Origin of the sequence: Rhodococcus sp. IEGM 1241 (assembly GCF_033142365.1) — a bacterium.
Taxonomy (GTDB): domain Bacteria; phylum Actinomycetota; class Actinomycetes; order Mycobacteriales; family Mycobacteriaceae; genus Rhodococcus_F; species Rhodococcus_F erythropolis.
Map to the genome: position 1 here is coordinate 399,380 of NZ_JAWLSE010000006.1, position 13,493 is coordinate 412,872.

At 63.6% G+C, this 13,493-nt stretch carries 12 protein-coding genes; 9 read left to right on the top strand and 3 right to left on the bottom strand.

Translation table 11 applies throughout. The annotated features are described in order from the left end of the window. The first annotated feature begins 31 nt into the window (after nt 1-31). A complete protein-coding gene (locus R4P70_RS25990) occupies nt 32-799 on the top strand; it encodes an SDR family NAD(P)-dependent oxidoreductase (protein WP_003944195.1) in 768 nt (255 codons plus the stop codon). Nucleotides 800-854: 55 nt separating this feature from the next. Here the strand turns inward: R4P70_RS25990 and R4P70_RS25995 are convergent, their stop codons facing one another. Together R4P70_RS25995 and R4P70_RS26000 are read right to left on the bottom strand one after the other, a co-directional pair. Beyond that, the gene (locus tag R4P70_RS25995) at nt 855-3,182 is read right to left on the bottom strand and encodes a bifunctional diguanylate cyclase/phosphodiesterase (protein WP_317832488.1); all 2,328 of its coding nucleotides are present in this window, start codon (nt 3,180-3,182) and stop codon (nt 855-857) included. Between the two features lie 138 nt (nt 3,183-3,320). Then, nucleotides 3,321-4,877, bottom strand: a complete 1,557-nt coding sequence (locus R4P70_RS26000; RefSeq protein ID WP_317832652.1) for a TM0106 family RecB-like putative nuclease — start codon at nt 4,875-4,877, stop codon at nt 3,321-3,323. A 124-nt stretch (nt 4,878-5,001) separates the two neighbouring features. Between R4P70_RS26000 and R4P70_RS26005 the strand changes: the two genes are divergently transcribed. The 8 genes from R4P70_RS26005 (at nt 5,002) to cysC (ending at nt 12,093) form a co-directional block, all read left to right on the top strand. Continuing rightward, on the top strand, nt 5,002-5,655 hold the full coding sequence (locus R4P70_RS26005; protein ID WP_003944178.1) for a DUF6474 family protein: 654 nt from the start codon (nt 5,002-5,004) through the stop codon (nt 5,653-5,655). Nucleotides 5,656-5,669: 14 nt separating this feature from the next. Further along, on the top strand, nt 5,670-6,185 hold the full coding sequence (locus R4P70_RS26010) for a hypothetical protein (RefSeq protein ID WP_019746333.1): 516 nt from the start codon (nt 5,670-5,672) through the stop codon (nt 6,183-6,185). 52 nt (nt 6,186-6,237) lie between these two features. Continuing rightward, a complete protein-coding gene (locus R4P70_RS26015) occupies nt 6,238-6,906 on the top strand; it encodes a YcnI family protein (RefSeq protein WP_153213353.1) in 669 nt (222 codons plus the stop codon). After that, nucleotides 6,906-7,424, top strand: a complete 519-nt coding sequence (locus R4P70_RS26020) for a copper resistance protein CopC (RefSeq protein WP_020905707.1) — start codon at nt 6,906-6,908, stop codon at nt 7,422-7,424. The genes R4P70_RS26015 and R4P70_RS26020 overlap by 1 nt, the downstream gene beginning before the upstream one ends. 4 nt (nt 7,425-7,428) lie before the next feature. After that, nucleotides 7,429-8,370, top strand: coding sequence for a copper resistance D family protein (locus R4P70_RS26025; protein ID WP_019746330.1), 942 nt, complete (start codon nt 7,429-7,431; stop codon nt 8,368-8,370). A gap of 122 nt (nt 8,371-8,492) precedes the next feature. Continuing rightward, the gene (stf0, locus tag R4P70_RS26030; RefSeq protein ID WP_317832491.1) at nt 8,493-9,302 is read left to right on the top strand and encodes a trehalose 2-sulfotransferase; all 810 of its coding nucleotides are present in this window, start codon (nt 8,493-8,495) and stop codon (nt 9,300-9,302) included. Next, complete coding sequence (cysD, locus tag R4P70_RS26035) at nt 9,299-10,213, top strand: sulfate adenylyltransferase subunit CysD (RefSeq protein ID WP_019746328.1); 915 nt, start codon at nt 9,299-9,301, stop codon at nt 10,211-10,213. Before stf0 ends, cysD begins: the two co-directional genes overlap by 4 nt. Beyond that, entirely contained in the window at nt 10,213-12,093 is a 1,881-nt protein-coding gene (gene cysC / locus R4P70_RS26040; RefSeq protein WP_020968064.1) for an adenylyl-sulfate kinase, read from the top strand. Before cysD ends, cysC begins: the two co-directional genes overlap by 1 nt. Here cysC and R4P70_RS26045 read toward each other — a convergent pair. After that, nucleotides 12,090-13,460, bottom strand: coding sequence for a sulfatase (locus R4P70_RS26045; RefSeq protein WP_020905704.1), 1,371 nt, complete (start codon nt 13,458-13,460; stop codon nt 12,090-12,092). The genes cysC and R4P70_RS26045 overlap by 4 nt on opposite strands. Nucleotides 13,461-13,493 lie beyond the last annotated feature (33 nt).

Below are 13,493 nucleotides of genomic sequence, written 5' to 3' on the forward strand. Positions count from 1 at the left end.
TTACCGATCGCTAACTCGAGGAGCACACGAATTGGAAATCAAGGGAACCGCAGCACTGGTCACCGGAGCGGCATCAGGCCTGGGCGCCGCAACAGCCAAGCGCCTCGCCGACGCCGGCGCTACCGTCTTCGGCCTGGATCTGCCCGCGTCGATCGAGCGCGCAGGTGACAACGTCCCCGCCGGCGTCACCCTCATCCCCACCGACGTGACCAGCGGCGAAGAGGTCGAAGCAGCGATCAACCAGATCGTCGAATCGGGCTCCCCGCTGCGCATCGTCGTCAACTGTGCCGGTGTCGGCTGGGCCGGACGCATCCTGTCCAAGAAGGGCCCGCACGACCTCGAGCTGTTCCGCACGGTCATCACCGTCAACCTGCTCGGTACCTTCAACGTCATGCGCCTGGCCGCCGACGCCATCGCCAAGACCGAGGCCGTCGACGAGTCGGGCCAGCGCGGCGTTGTCATCAACACCGCTTCCGTTGCCGCCTTCGAAGGACAGATCGGCCAGATCGCGTACTCCGCTTCCAAGGGTGGCGTGCACGGCATGACTGTTCCGGCTGCCCGCGACCTCGCGCAGTTCGGCATCCGCGTCAACACCATCGCTCCCGGCATCATCGACACCCCGATGCTCGCAGGTGTCACCGACGAGTACCGCAAGGGCCTCGAAGCCGGCGTCCCGTTCCCGTCGCGTCTGGGCCAGCCGTCCGAGTACGCACAGCTCGCGCAGATGATCGTCGAACACGACTACCTCAACGGCGAGACCATCCGCATGGACGGCGCCCTGCGCATGGCGCCGCGCTAACCTCCCTGCTGTGCGCTTTTATTAACCGCCCGCGGTTAATAAAGGCGCACGGTTGTCAGAACGAATGAAAATACCCACCGCTGGATTGGGCAGTTGCGCTGAGGTACTCGGCCACTTCCGTCGCCGGCATCGGTCGGCTGATGTAGTAACCCTGAACCAATTCGCAACCCGCGGTGAGCAAGAGCCTCAGCTGGTCGGCCGTCTCCACGCCTTCCGCCAATGACTGCATACCGAGCGCCTTCGCCACCTCGACCACCGAAGTGACAACTGCCGAATCACCCTCGCTCAGTTCGGTGATGAACGACCGGTCGATCTTCAGAATGTCCAACGGCAGTTTCTTCAAACTCTCGAAAGACGAATAGCCGGTTCCGAAGTCGTCCAGGGCAATCGCAATTCCGGTGGCACGCAGACGATCCAGCTCGGTGACGGCAAGCTCCTCTACCGCTCCCGTCTCTGTGATTTCCAGCTGAAGCCGTTTGCTGGACAGACCGGATGCCTCCAGCGCAGCGTTGACTGCTGATCCGAAGCCGGACGACATCAGTTGCACCGGAGAGACGTTCACTGTCACGTAGGTGTCATCGGGCCACGTCATCGCCTCGGCGCACGCCATGTGCAGAACCTGCAGCCCCAGCGGGACTATCAACCCTGTCTCCTCCGCGACATCGATGAAAATGCGCGGCGCAAGCACTCCCCGCACCGGATGGTTCCAGCGAAGCAGTGCCTCGAAACCCTCGACGCGGCCGGTGTCCGCACAAACCTGCGGTTGGTAGTACAGCTCGAACTGCCGAGACTCGATCGCGAGCCCAAGCTCTTGCAGGGCCGATGCTCGTTCCCTGGCCCGCGCCCGCAGCGCCGGTGAGTATTTTCCGACCCGGTTCTTGCCGGCGGATTTTGCGGCATACAGCGCCAGGTCCGCGGACATGACAAGCGTGTCCGCGTCTTCGGAATCTGCCGGCGAGCTGGCATAACCGATCGATGCACGAACCTCGATGCGATTCCCCCGCACGAAAAACGGCTCACGCAGTGCGCCCAGATAGCGAGCAAACACCTCGCCGCCGTCCCCTGTTCCCCGCAAGACGACGCCGAATTCGTCGCCACCGATTCGGGCGCACATTGCACCGTCGACCACCCGATTGAGCCGTGCAGCAACGGAAATCAGCAATTTGTCGCCGACGGGGTGTCCTAACGTGTCGTTCACCGACTTGAAATTGTCCAGGTCGAGGATGCCGACAAGAACCTGCTCGCCAGTCCGGACAGCGCCGAGCGCGTCGGACAGCTCCGTGCCGAACGTCCGGCGATTCGGGAGCCCGGTCAGTCCGTCGGTTGCAGCAAGCCAAAGAATTCGCCGCTCGTAGTTGTACTTCTCGGTGACGTCCGAGCCCACGCCTCGCCAACCAACGAACTCCATGGCCTCGGAAAGCCTGGGATGACCCGACAGAGACCACCATCGGTCGACGCCGCCGACACGAACGGGAATGACGACCTCTCGAAACGGCATGAGGCGGTCGAGGTGATCTCCGATGACGTGGACCGCGGCTCGTCCACTCTTCGTCGAACCGACGTCGAGCCGATCCAACAATCCGCGCAGCGACAGGGTTCGCAGGTCGGAGACAGAGACTCCCGAGATCTGCGACAGCCGAGCGGAGGTGTGCGACAACGTCCCGGTGGTGTCGACTTCCCACAGCCAATCGCGTGACCCGCCCTCGAAATCGTCGAGAAGCAAACTGACCGTCTGGCGCTCGGCAGCAGCCTCGAACTCGGCAAGACAACGACTTCGGAACGACGCCCAGAGGTACACGACGCCGACGCACAGAATACTGATGTAGACAACGAGTTGAAACGAAAGGACGAAGTACTCGGCCGTCGCCCCGGCAAGCATGACGAATAACAATCCCAGGCCGTGCACCAGAATCCAGGCCAAACCCAGCGACCGAACAGTCGACAGCGCAACTGCACCGGCACCCACCACACCGGCGATGGTCGCGATCAGAACCAGCTTTCGTGAACCGTCTATCACCGGAAGCATCTCGGCCGCGAGGATCGTGTACAAAACACCCAGCAGTACCACTTCGAGCATGAGTGCCCAGTAGTCGTACCGGGTCGTGTGCTTGGGCGAATACCTCTCTCCCTGAATGGCCCTCGGCAGCCACACACGCACCGAATTGAGGATGACTGCGAGCGCTGCCGCTCCCCAGATCAGGCGGAACTCTTCGTGTGCCGGCGGCACGACATAGGCCAACAAAGCGCACGCACTGAAGAAATTCGCGACGTTGGCCAGCGGAGCTACCGTTGTCACTTGACGGACCTGGCGAGAGAAGAGGTCGCGCCGCTCGACGTCAGACAGATCGGCGTCGCTCGCACTCGAAGTCAGCCTGCTCAGCATGCAACACCCTCCATCGTGGAGCCGACCAGATGAAGGTAGCGCGGATGCGGGCTCGGGACACACGATGACGAGAAACTACGAATTGAAACACACTGTTAAATAGGATGTTTCAGACAATAGCGACAGAACGGATCGGCGCTACAACTCGGAAGCCAGCGGAATTTCCTTCTCCGCGCGGTCCGTCATCCACTCACGTAGAACCTTGGTGGCAATGACGTCGTCCTCGTTGTATTGCAGGATGCGTGTCCGCTGCGTCTCGTCCGGCTCACCGTCGTAGCCGACCGCCTCGCGGTACCACGCCATCGACGCTTCACCACCGGCTTCGGCGTCACGCCAGTTGAACCCGGCGACGGGGGCAATCTTCTTGAGTCCCTTGCCGTTCGGGCAGATGAACTGATCACTCACCGCTTGATAGATGTCGACCCACTGCGGACTGTCGATGAACTCACGAATCTCGTCCTTGCTCGGAATCCCGGGCTCACCGGCAAACCTGCGCGCCGAGTCCAACAACCACTTGTCCTCGGCCGAACGCGAATAGCAGTATGCAGCAAAGGTTTTACCCGAAGCAGCGGCTGCGGCACGTTCCGCCATCAGCCAGCCCCAGAACTCCGCGAAAGACCGCGCCTCGTCACGCGTCGGCAGCGGATCCCACGTCGCAAATCCTCGATACATCGAGAAGCCACCGACATTGAGCAGCGTTCCCCACAGGTAGGCGCCGTGCTCCTGATAGCTCTCCATGTCGACGTCGATCTCGATGTCCGCCCGAGTCACCGAGATCTTCTCGAACCGCCGCACCAACGGAGCATCTGCCAACCACGCCTTGGCGATCACTACTGCGTCGTCGAAATTTCCGTGCGGCCAATCCTCGAGCGGCTCACCGTCCCAGGCGGCCAGCTGATCGATCGTGTTGCAGCCGACGTCGCGCAGAAGCTCCGCTCGCGATCCGACAGCCACCAGGCTGACATCGCGGTTGCGAACCAACTCCTGCTTGCATTCGGTCCACCACGGGCACGACTTGCACTCGCTCACCTGTGACGGAGACGTCAGCACCTCACCGCGGGCAACAGCGATGCGGTCGGCGAAACGCTCGTCGTAGTCGTCGAGAATCGCGCTGAGATCGTGGACGAGGACGCAGTCTCCGTTGTATCCGATCGCGCCTGCCGTGAGCGACGGGCTCGCCAGCCCACGACGCTCGAGCATCCGATAGACCTGCGCGACGCGCATCTGATCGCGGACCTGACTGCGGACCTTGCGCTTGGGATCGACCGCGGGCTCCCATTCGAAGAGCCCCGAGGTGATCGCGCCCTGGCCGGGATCGGTCACCTTGTGATTGACGACAATGACGGGGATGTACCCGCCGCCCTCGTCGTCACGGATGAGCATTTCGCAGCGGCCCTTGCGTCCGGTGTCGCGCTCGACGGGCAAGACCGCGCCCCAGATCCGGTCCGCGCCGGCCTCACAGGCAGCAAGCGTGTCACGAGCCTGAGCCGACGCCGATTGATCGGGGTTGATCTTCACCCAACGCTCGGGAGCATCGCCGATCACGAGTTCGGCGATCTCCGCGCGCTTCGCGATCGCGGCATCCTGGCGCTGCTTGACGCCGGTGTCGACGGGTTCCGAAGCCGATTTCCCGGGAAACAACCCGTCCAGACGCACCCGATGACGGCATCGGGTCAACGCCCCCGAATCGATGATCGGGGGCTGGGGCGCGGGGTTGTTAACGGAACACACGATGACGAAGATTATGTGCTCCCCTAGGCTGAAGCCGAAGCGCAGGTACCTGGCAACACACAAACACCTGGAAACGGGGTCCTTTTCGATGGGGTTGTTCAAGAAGCGAAAGTCTCGTGCCACCCGCAAGGCGGAGGCAAAGGCTCTCAAGCACAAGGCTGAGGTCGAGGCGAAGCTCAACGCCAAGAGCCAGCGTAAGCGCGACAAGGTCGAGACCAAGTCGCTCAAGAAGCTGGAGAAAGCCGAGATCGAGTCACAGCACAAGATCGAAAAGGCGCAGATCGCGACCCTGAAGGCGCAGGAGAAAGCCGCTGCGAATCAGGGCCTGACTGTCGCCAAGGTGCGTAAGTACCTGGGTGTGGCACGTCTGCTTGCCCCCGTTCTCCTGCCGATCGCCTACCGCGCTGCCACGGCTGTGCGCGCCCAGCTCGACACCACGCGCGCGCAGAAGATGGGCATCGCCGTCGACCAGCTCGGTGACTACACCGGTCACGGCGCGAAGTTGAGCGCTCGTATCGCCGGCGCCGAGAGCTCGGTCACCGAGATCCTCAGCCGCAAGCCCGACGATGCGGAGACGCAGCGTTTTGCCGCCGCCATCCGTGAGCGCCTCGGCGATCTCAGCACGGCAGTTCGCGCGGCCGAGCAGATGCCGCAGGCTCGCCGTAAGGCAGCTCACCAGGCAATTTCTTCCGAACTCGACGGCGTCGAAGCAGATCTGCTCGCACGTCTCGGCGTGCGCTAGACCTGAGAACGCCAGTGAGAGCAGCCGAGCAGACCGCGACCCTCCGGGGGATATCTGTCGGTTCCGCTTCGGCTGCTCTCGCTGTCGCTGCGCACGGGATCGGCGGAGGCGAGCTGCCACAGTCGTCGTCGCTGACCCTGCTGCTCGCCGTCTGCGCAACCGTCGGCGCCGTGACGGCCACCCTTCCCGCCCTCTCCCGGGGGCCCGCTGCCCTGATCGTGGCGCTTGGCCTGGGTCAGCTTGCCGCCCACACCACCATGACGCTCTCCGAGCACGCTCATTCGCCCGCTCCGGGATTGGTGATGCTCGGTGCTCACGCCGGTGCCACCGTCGCCTGTGCGGTGGCGGTCCTGGCCGCCGAGCGCCTCTACCGCGTTGTCACCCACGCTCTTCACGTCGTCCTGGCGTCCCTGGCTCCCGCCGCCGTCACTTCCCGCGGCCACACCGTCTCGACCGGAATCCATCACGGACCCGTCGACGCCCTTCTTCGCGCCAGCATCTCGCGGCGCGGTCCTCCTGCCCTGGTCTGAAGATTCGTAGAACTCCCCACCCCTTCACCAGACCAAGAGGACACTTCCCGACATGAAGAACACCCTGATTTCGCGTGCGGTTGTCACGACCGTCGCTACCGGCAGCGCTGTGCTGCTGGCCGCCGGAATTGCTTCAGCACACGTCAGCGTCGTCGCACCAGGAGCTACGCAGGGCGGATACTCCGTTCTCACGTTCCGCGTGCCCACCGAATCCGACACCGCTTCGACCACCAAGCTGACGGTGGCCCTCCCCGACCTCAAGTCGGCACGCACCGAACCGATGCCCGGTTGGACCGCCGTCGTCGAGAAGGACCCCACCTCGCTGGTCGCGAAGTCCGTGACCTGGACGGCCGACCCCGGCGTCGGAATCGCCCCCGGCCAGTTCCAGCAGTTCGTCCTTTCCGCCGGCCCGCTGCCGGAGCAGGAAGAGGTCGAGTTCAAGGCCGTCCAGACGTACAGCGACGGCAACGTCGTCAACTGGGATCAGGAAGAACTTGCCGACGGCAGCGAGCCGGACAAGCCCGCGCCGACGCTGACTCTCGCCGCATCCACCGGCGATGCTCACGGAGCGCCTGCTGCCGATAACACTGCCGAGACGTCCGATGCTTCCGAATCTTCTTCGTCAGACAACACCGCGCGCTGGCTCGGCGGCGTCGGCCTGGTGCTCGGCGCCTTGGGCGCTGCACTCGGCCTCGGCGCACTGGTCAGGAGCAAGCGCTGATGAGTACCCGGATCAAGGTCATCGCCGTCGGCATGCTCGCGATGCTGGCCACGATGCTCGGAATGGGCACGGCCAGTGCGCACTCCGCGGTTGTCGGCTCCAACCCGGAAAACGGCGCTTCCATTCAGGTTGCGCCTGACAAGGTTTCGGTCACGTTCAACGAGGCTCTGCAGGCGCAGTTCGCGGCGCTGACGGTCACCGGCCCGGACGGCAACCTCTGGACCAAGAGCGATCCGTCCGTCGAAGGACCCACTGTCAGTGCAGACCTCGGCGATCTCGGGCCGACCGGCGTCTACACCATCGCGTACCGAGTCACTTCCGCCGACGGTCACCCCGTCAACGGAACTCTGACCTTCACCCTCACCGAGGCGGGGTCGGGCACTCCCGGCGCTGCCGCTGCGTCGAGTACGGGTGAGTCGGAGTCCGGCAGCATGCCGGTGTGGATCTTCATCGTCGCCGGCGTCGTCGTGTTCGGCGGTGCGCTGTTCTTCGTGCTGCGTAAGCCGAAGTCGAGCTGATCGCGTGACGGGTACGGCAAACAGGTGGTGGTTGCTGTTTGCCGTACCCACAGCTCTGCTGGGAGTCCTCATCGCCTGGGGCCTCGCGAGTCCGTCGGGACCCGAATCGTCGAGCACTGTCCGCGTTCTCGCGATCGGATGCGGCTCGTTGACGCTCGGCATCGCGACGCTTGCCTGGATGGGCCGCAGTGAACGCCGTCCGGCAACTACCCCTGCGATCATGTGGACTCAGCTCACCGCGGCGGCAGCGGTTTGGCTCGTCGCCGAGATCACGCTCCTCGTGCTCAATGCCGCAGCGGCAGACGGTGCCCCGGTCACCTCACTGACCATCGGGCACTTCGGCGCATTCGTCTCCGAGGTCAACGTCGGCCGCGTCGGTGTCGCGATCATCGCGTGCGCTTTTGCCGTGGTCTGTTACGGCATCTACGGGTTCACCAATCCCGAGACGGTGCCCGTCGCACCGGCATTGGTCGTCTCCGCGTTGGCGCTCGCTGCCCGCCCGATCACCGGGCATATGGCGCAGCAGAGCTTCGGATCGATCCTCGACGCCGTTCACGTCCTCGCTGCGGCCTTGTGGTTCGGCGTGCTCGCCGCACTCGCGCTTGCCGTACCGTCGCGCGGTGCCTGGGCGATCTGGTTGCCCAGGTACTCCGCCCTCGCCTGGCGATGTGTCCTCGCGTTGGTCGTCACCGGTATCGTCAACGCCGTCGTGCGACTCGACTCGCTCTCCGCCTTCTACGACACCGCTTACGGCCGGGTGATCCTCGCCAAGATCGTGGCGATCGCAATGCTCGTCGCACTGGGATGGTGGTGGCGCCGGACATGGGTGGTCGCAAGTGCTGCACACCGCATGAGTTCGGACGGATCCCTGCGCCGCGCCATCGGTGAAGTTGTCTTCATGGCCATCGCATTCGGGCTCGCCGCGGCCCTTGCGACAACTGCGTAAGACGTGCCTCAGCACAAGATTTCGTGACCCGCACATTTAACGTTTCACGTCGAGATTTAACCTCTACGTGAGTTTATTTTCCCAGCTTGCGGCGGTTTCCGGCCACCCTTAGCGTTGCTCGCATGACGGAGGCCCAACGCTCGTTTCTCGTCTGCGCTTCGCAGCGCAGTGGCAGTACTTTGCTGGTCGAATCCCTGCGAGCAACAGGGGTCGCGGGTGAGCCGGAAGAGTTCTTCCAGTACCTCCCCGAGACCTCGCGTTCGCCGCAACCGAGGCAGTGGTTCGAAGACGTCACGGACGAGTCCGTCTTGGGTCTGCTCGCCCCGTTCCACCCGGGTACGCCGGACACCCGCACCTCCGAGCAGTGGCGCACACAACTTCTCGAACTCGGCCGAACACCCAACGGAGTCTGGGGCGGCAAGCTGATGTGGAATCAGACACCGCTCCTGCTCGATCGCGCAGCCGGATTGCCGTGGCGCAGTGGGACAGATCTACGTTCCGCACTCCACGACACTCTCGATCACGACCTGCAGTTCATCCACGTCTATCGAGAAGATGTTGTCGCTCAGGCTGTATCGATGTGGCGAGCCGTGCAGACGCAGGTCTGGCGCGACGACGCGACCCCACCGAATCTCTCGGACGGTGCGCAGTACAACGCGCTCGGAATCGCACACCTGGTGACGATTCTCGATGAGCAGGAACGACAGTGGAAGCGCTGGTTCGAGGAAGAGGACATCTCCCCCATCGAGATCGGGTTCCGCGATCTCACCGAAGACCCGCAGTCCGTGGTCGCAAAAACCCTCATTTCCCTCGGCCTCGACGGACAACTGGCCCCACCACCGCCGCTGCGTCGTCAGAGCGACGGACGCTCCCGCGAATGGGTGCAGCGTTATCGCATCGACGCCGAACAGAACGGATACCCCGTCACATGAGCACCGTCACCGATGTTGTCGACGAACTCCGAGTTCTCGAATCCGAAGCGGTTCACATCATTCGAGAGGTGGTGGCAGAACTCGAAAGACCGGTACTGCTCTTCTCAGCCGGCAAGGACTCGATAGTCCTGCTTCGACTCGCCGAGAAGGCGTTTCGACCCTCCCCACTCCCTTTCCCCGTCCTACACGTCGACACCGGTCACAATTTCGAGGAAGTCATCGAATTTCGCGACCGCCGAATCAAGGAGGGCGGGCACACACTTCTGGTTGCTTCCGTTCAGGATTCGATCGACCAGGGTCGAGTACAGGAGTCGACCGAGACCAGCGGATCGCGAAACCGCCTGCAGACCAGAACTCTGCTCGACGCTCTCGAAGGCGGGCGATTCGACGCCGCATTCGGCGGCGCCCGCCGGGACGAGGAACGTGCGCGAGCCAAGGAGCGAGTCCTGAGCTTCCGTGACGAGTTCGGCCAGTGGGACCCTCGGGCGCAACGGGCCGAACCGTGGTCGCTCTACAACGGTCGGATCAGACGCGGAGAGTCCGTTCGTGTCTTCCCGCTGAGCAACTGGACAGAACTCGACATCTGGCGCTACATAGCCCAGGAGGAACTGGAGTTGCCGCCCATCTATTTCGCGCACGAACGGCGGGTATTCGAGCGCGACGGAATGCTCCTCGCTGCTTCGGAATTCAGCACCGACGCCGAGAACGCCGCGGCAACGACCGAGTGGGTGCGATATCGAACCGTCGGCGATCTGACCATCACCGGCGCCGTTCGATCGCACGCCACCACCATCGACGACGTCGTCACCGAGATCTCGGCCGCGACGGTTTCCGAACGAGGCGAGACTCGCGCAGACGACCGAACCTCGGTCGCCGCGATGGAAGACCGAAAGCGTGAGGGCTACTTCTGATGACCACCACCATCACTCGCCAACTCCTTCGGCTGGCCACGGCGGGTAGCGTCGACGACGGCAAGAGCACGCTGATCGGCCGACTGTTGCACGACACCGACAGTCTGCCTACCGATCACCTCGATTCCGTGACCGACGAGCACGGAGTCGCCGACCTGGCTGCACTCTCCGACGGATTGCGCGCCGAGCGTGAACAGGGCATCACGATCGACGTCGCGTACCGATTCTTCTCCACTCCGACCAGAAGTTACGTACTCGCCGACACCCCGGGACACGAGCGCTACACGCGCAACATGTTCACCGGAGCATCCAACGCCCACGTAGCGGTCCTGCTGGTCGACGCGAGGACCGGCGTGCTGCGTCAGACGCGTCGACACGCCAGAATCGCAGCGCTACTGGGTGTTCCGAACCTTGTGGCCGTGGTGAACAAGATCGATCTGGTGGGCTTCGACGAAGCGAGATTCGCGCAGGTACAGGAAGAATTGCGGGTATTGGCACGCCAGCTCGGGCGAGGCGACGTACTTGCCATACCCGTCTCCGCGAAAGCCGGCGACAATGTCGTGACCCGCTCGGAGAACACCGAGTGGTACAACGGGCCGACACTTCTCGAATACCTCGAAGGCGTCGAACTCCATGCGCCCGCAACGCACATCGAGGAACTTCGGCTTCCCGTGCAGTGGGTTTCGCGCCCCGATCCGCAGAATCGGCGCCGGTACACCGGCCGAATTTCGGCGGGCACACTGAGCGTCGGAGACGAGGTAGTGGTACTGCCGTCCGGATCGAAGAGCACCGTGATCAGCCTGGACACCCTCGACGACAACCGCAGTACTGCCGTTGCACCACTGTCAGTTTCGGTGGAACTGGCCGACGACATCGACGTCGGACGTGGCGACGTTCTGGTCAGCGGCGGTGCGCAGGCCCATTTGCCGGTTCTGGCCCGAGAACTCGAAGCCACGATCTGCTGGTTGTCGAACACTCCACTGCGAGCCGGCGATCGGATAGCGCTCAAACATACTTCCCGGACCGTGCGCGCGACCGTTCAAGAACTGCACACCCGACTCGACCCCGAGACGCTCGACGAGCAGGACAGCCCAGTCGAACTGGGGCTCAACGACATCGGAACGGTCACGCTCCGAACCAGTTCCGTGGTGGTCGCCGATACCTACGACCACAATCGGGACTCCGGCGCTTTCATTCTGATCGACGAGCAGAGCAACGACACCGTCGGCGCCGGCACCATTCTCGAACCACGCGTCGTCGTTCCCGGTGAGCAGACCCGCAACGACATCAAGTGGCATCCGTCTTCACTCGAACGTCAGCGGCGGTGGGCGTCGACGACCCAGAAGGGCGCGACGATCTGGTTGACCGGCCTGCCTGCCTCCGGAAAATCCACCGTCGCTGTGGCTGTCGAACGTGCGCTGGTCGACGCGGGACGCACCGCGTATCTCCTGGACGGTGACAACGTCCGCCACGGTATCTCCGACGATCTCGGGTTCTCGCCGGGAGACCGGGCCGAGAACATCCGGCGCGTCGGGCATCTCACTCGGCTGTTCGCCGATGCCGGCGTCGTGGCCATCGCGTCGATGGTCTCACCGCTGCGTTCGGATCGAGCAATTGCGCGTGCTCTCAACGAAGCTGCCGGGCTCACCTTCCTCGAAGTTGCCGTCACCACTCCCGTCGAAGAATGCGAACGCCGAGATCCCAAGGGCCTGTACGCGCGTGCGCGGGCCGGTGAACTGAAGGGGCTCACCGGAATCGACGCACCGTACGAGACTCCGGAGGACCCGGACCTGGCTTTCGACACGACAGGCGCTGACATCAACGAACTGGTCGGGCGGGTCATCGCATTGTTGGAGGAGCGCGAAACCGCTAGGCCCTAGGGGTTTTCGGTGTCCGACTCGAGGTAACCGCGGTCCGCACTGTAGGCGGACCGCACGTTGGGTCGGACACCGATCTTCTCGAGGTACGCCGCCATGCGATGCACCGCCATCGCGCTTCCCAATGCCTCGTCCGGGAGACGATCATCCGTTTCGGCGCGCCACGTGTGAAGCTGCGAGGACAATTCCGCCTGTATTGCCGAGACTTCCGGTCGATCGATCAGATTGATCTTCTCGTCGGGGTCGGCACGAAGGTCGTACAGCTCCCGGGGTGCGCGTACCGCCAGATGCTCGGTGCCGAGCGCCTTTCCGGAAAGACTGTCCTCGATGTCGAGCGGAAGATCCAGAGCGGGGCGGACAGCGTAGTTCTCGATGTAGCTGTAGTCCTTGGTGCGCACCGCGCGAATGGGATCGAAACTGTCGTGAAAGGTCTTCTCCGTGAACAAGGAGGTTCGGACAGGTTCGGACGGCTCGGTTCCACGATCGACGAGGGCATCGGCGTGCGAGCGCCCTTCCACCTCGGTGGGGACATCGATACCGAGGAGATCGAGAATGGTCGGAACAAGATCCACACCGCTGAACAGTGTCTCGTATTCCTTTCCGCCACTGCGATACCGAGCCGGAGGCCGAGCGATCAACGCAATGCCGGTGCCGGGGGCGTAGAGCGTCGACTTGGCACGTGGGAACGCGGCGCCGTGATCGGTGAGGAAGAAGACCCACGTGTTCTCGTCGAGTCCCTCTTCCTCGAGCGTCCCGAGCAGATCACCCACCGCGGCGTCCGCTACCTCTACGCTGCCGTGGAATTCGGCCAGGTCCTCGCGTACCTGCGGCACGTCGGGAAGGTATCCGGGAACCTCCAGCGCTGCGGTGTCCGCCGGGGTATAGCGATCGGCCGGGTACGGCCGATGCGTTTCGAAGAAACCCGTGGTGAGAAGGAAAGGCTCGGGCGGGAAGCGTCGTAGCCAGTTCTGGGCACGCGGAACCACGTAGTCGCAGAACGAGTTCGTGACGTCGTACTCGTGATAGCCAAGTCGCTTCGGGTACGCAGTCTCGTGCTGCATGCCGAAGAGCGAGGTGTACCAACCGTTGTCGGAGAGGATCTGCGGAAGCGTCTGCACCTCAGCGTGGTACTCCCAGCCGTGGTGCGCCAACCCGATCAGACCGTTGTTGTGCGGATACCTGCCCGAGAAGAGAGAACCGCGCGAAGGTGAGCACAGCGGCGCCGTCGCGTGTGCGTCGGTGAACCGGATGCCCTCTGCCGCCAGCCGGTCCAGGTTGGGGCTGTTGACCCCGGCGACACCGTAACTCGCGAGGTGTCGGCCCAGGTCGTGCCAATGAATGATCAGGACGTTATCTCGCGCAGCCGACACGTGGGCAAGGCTAGTTGCCCTGCCCACGTGCGG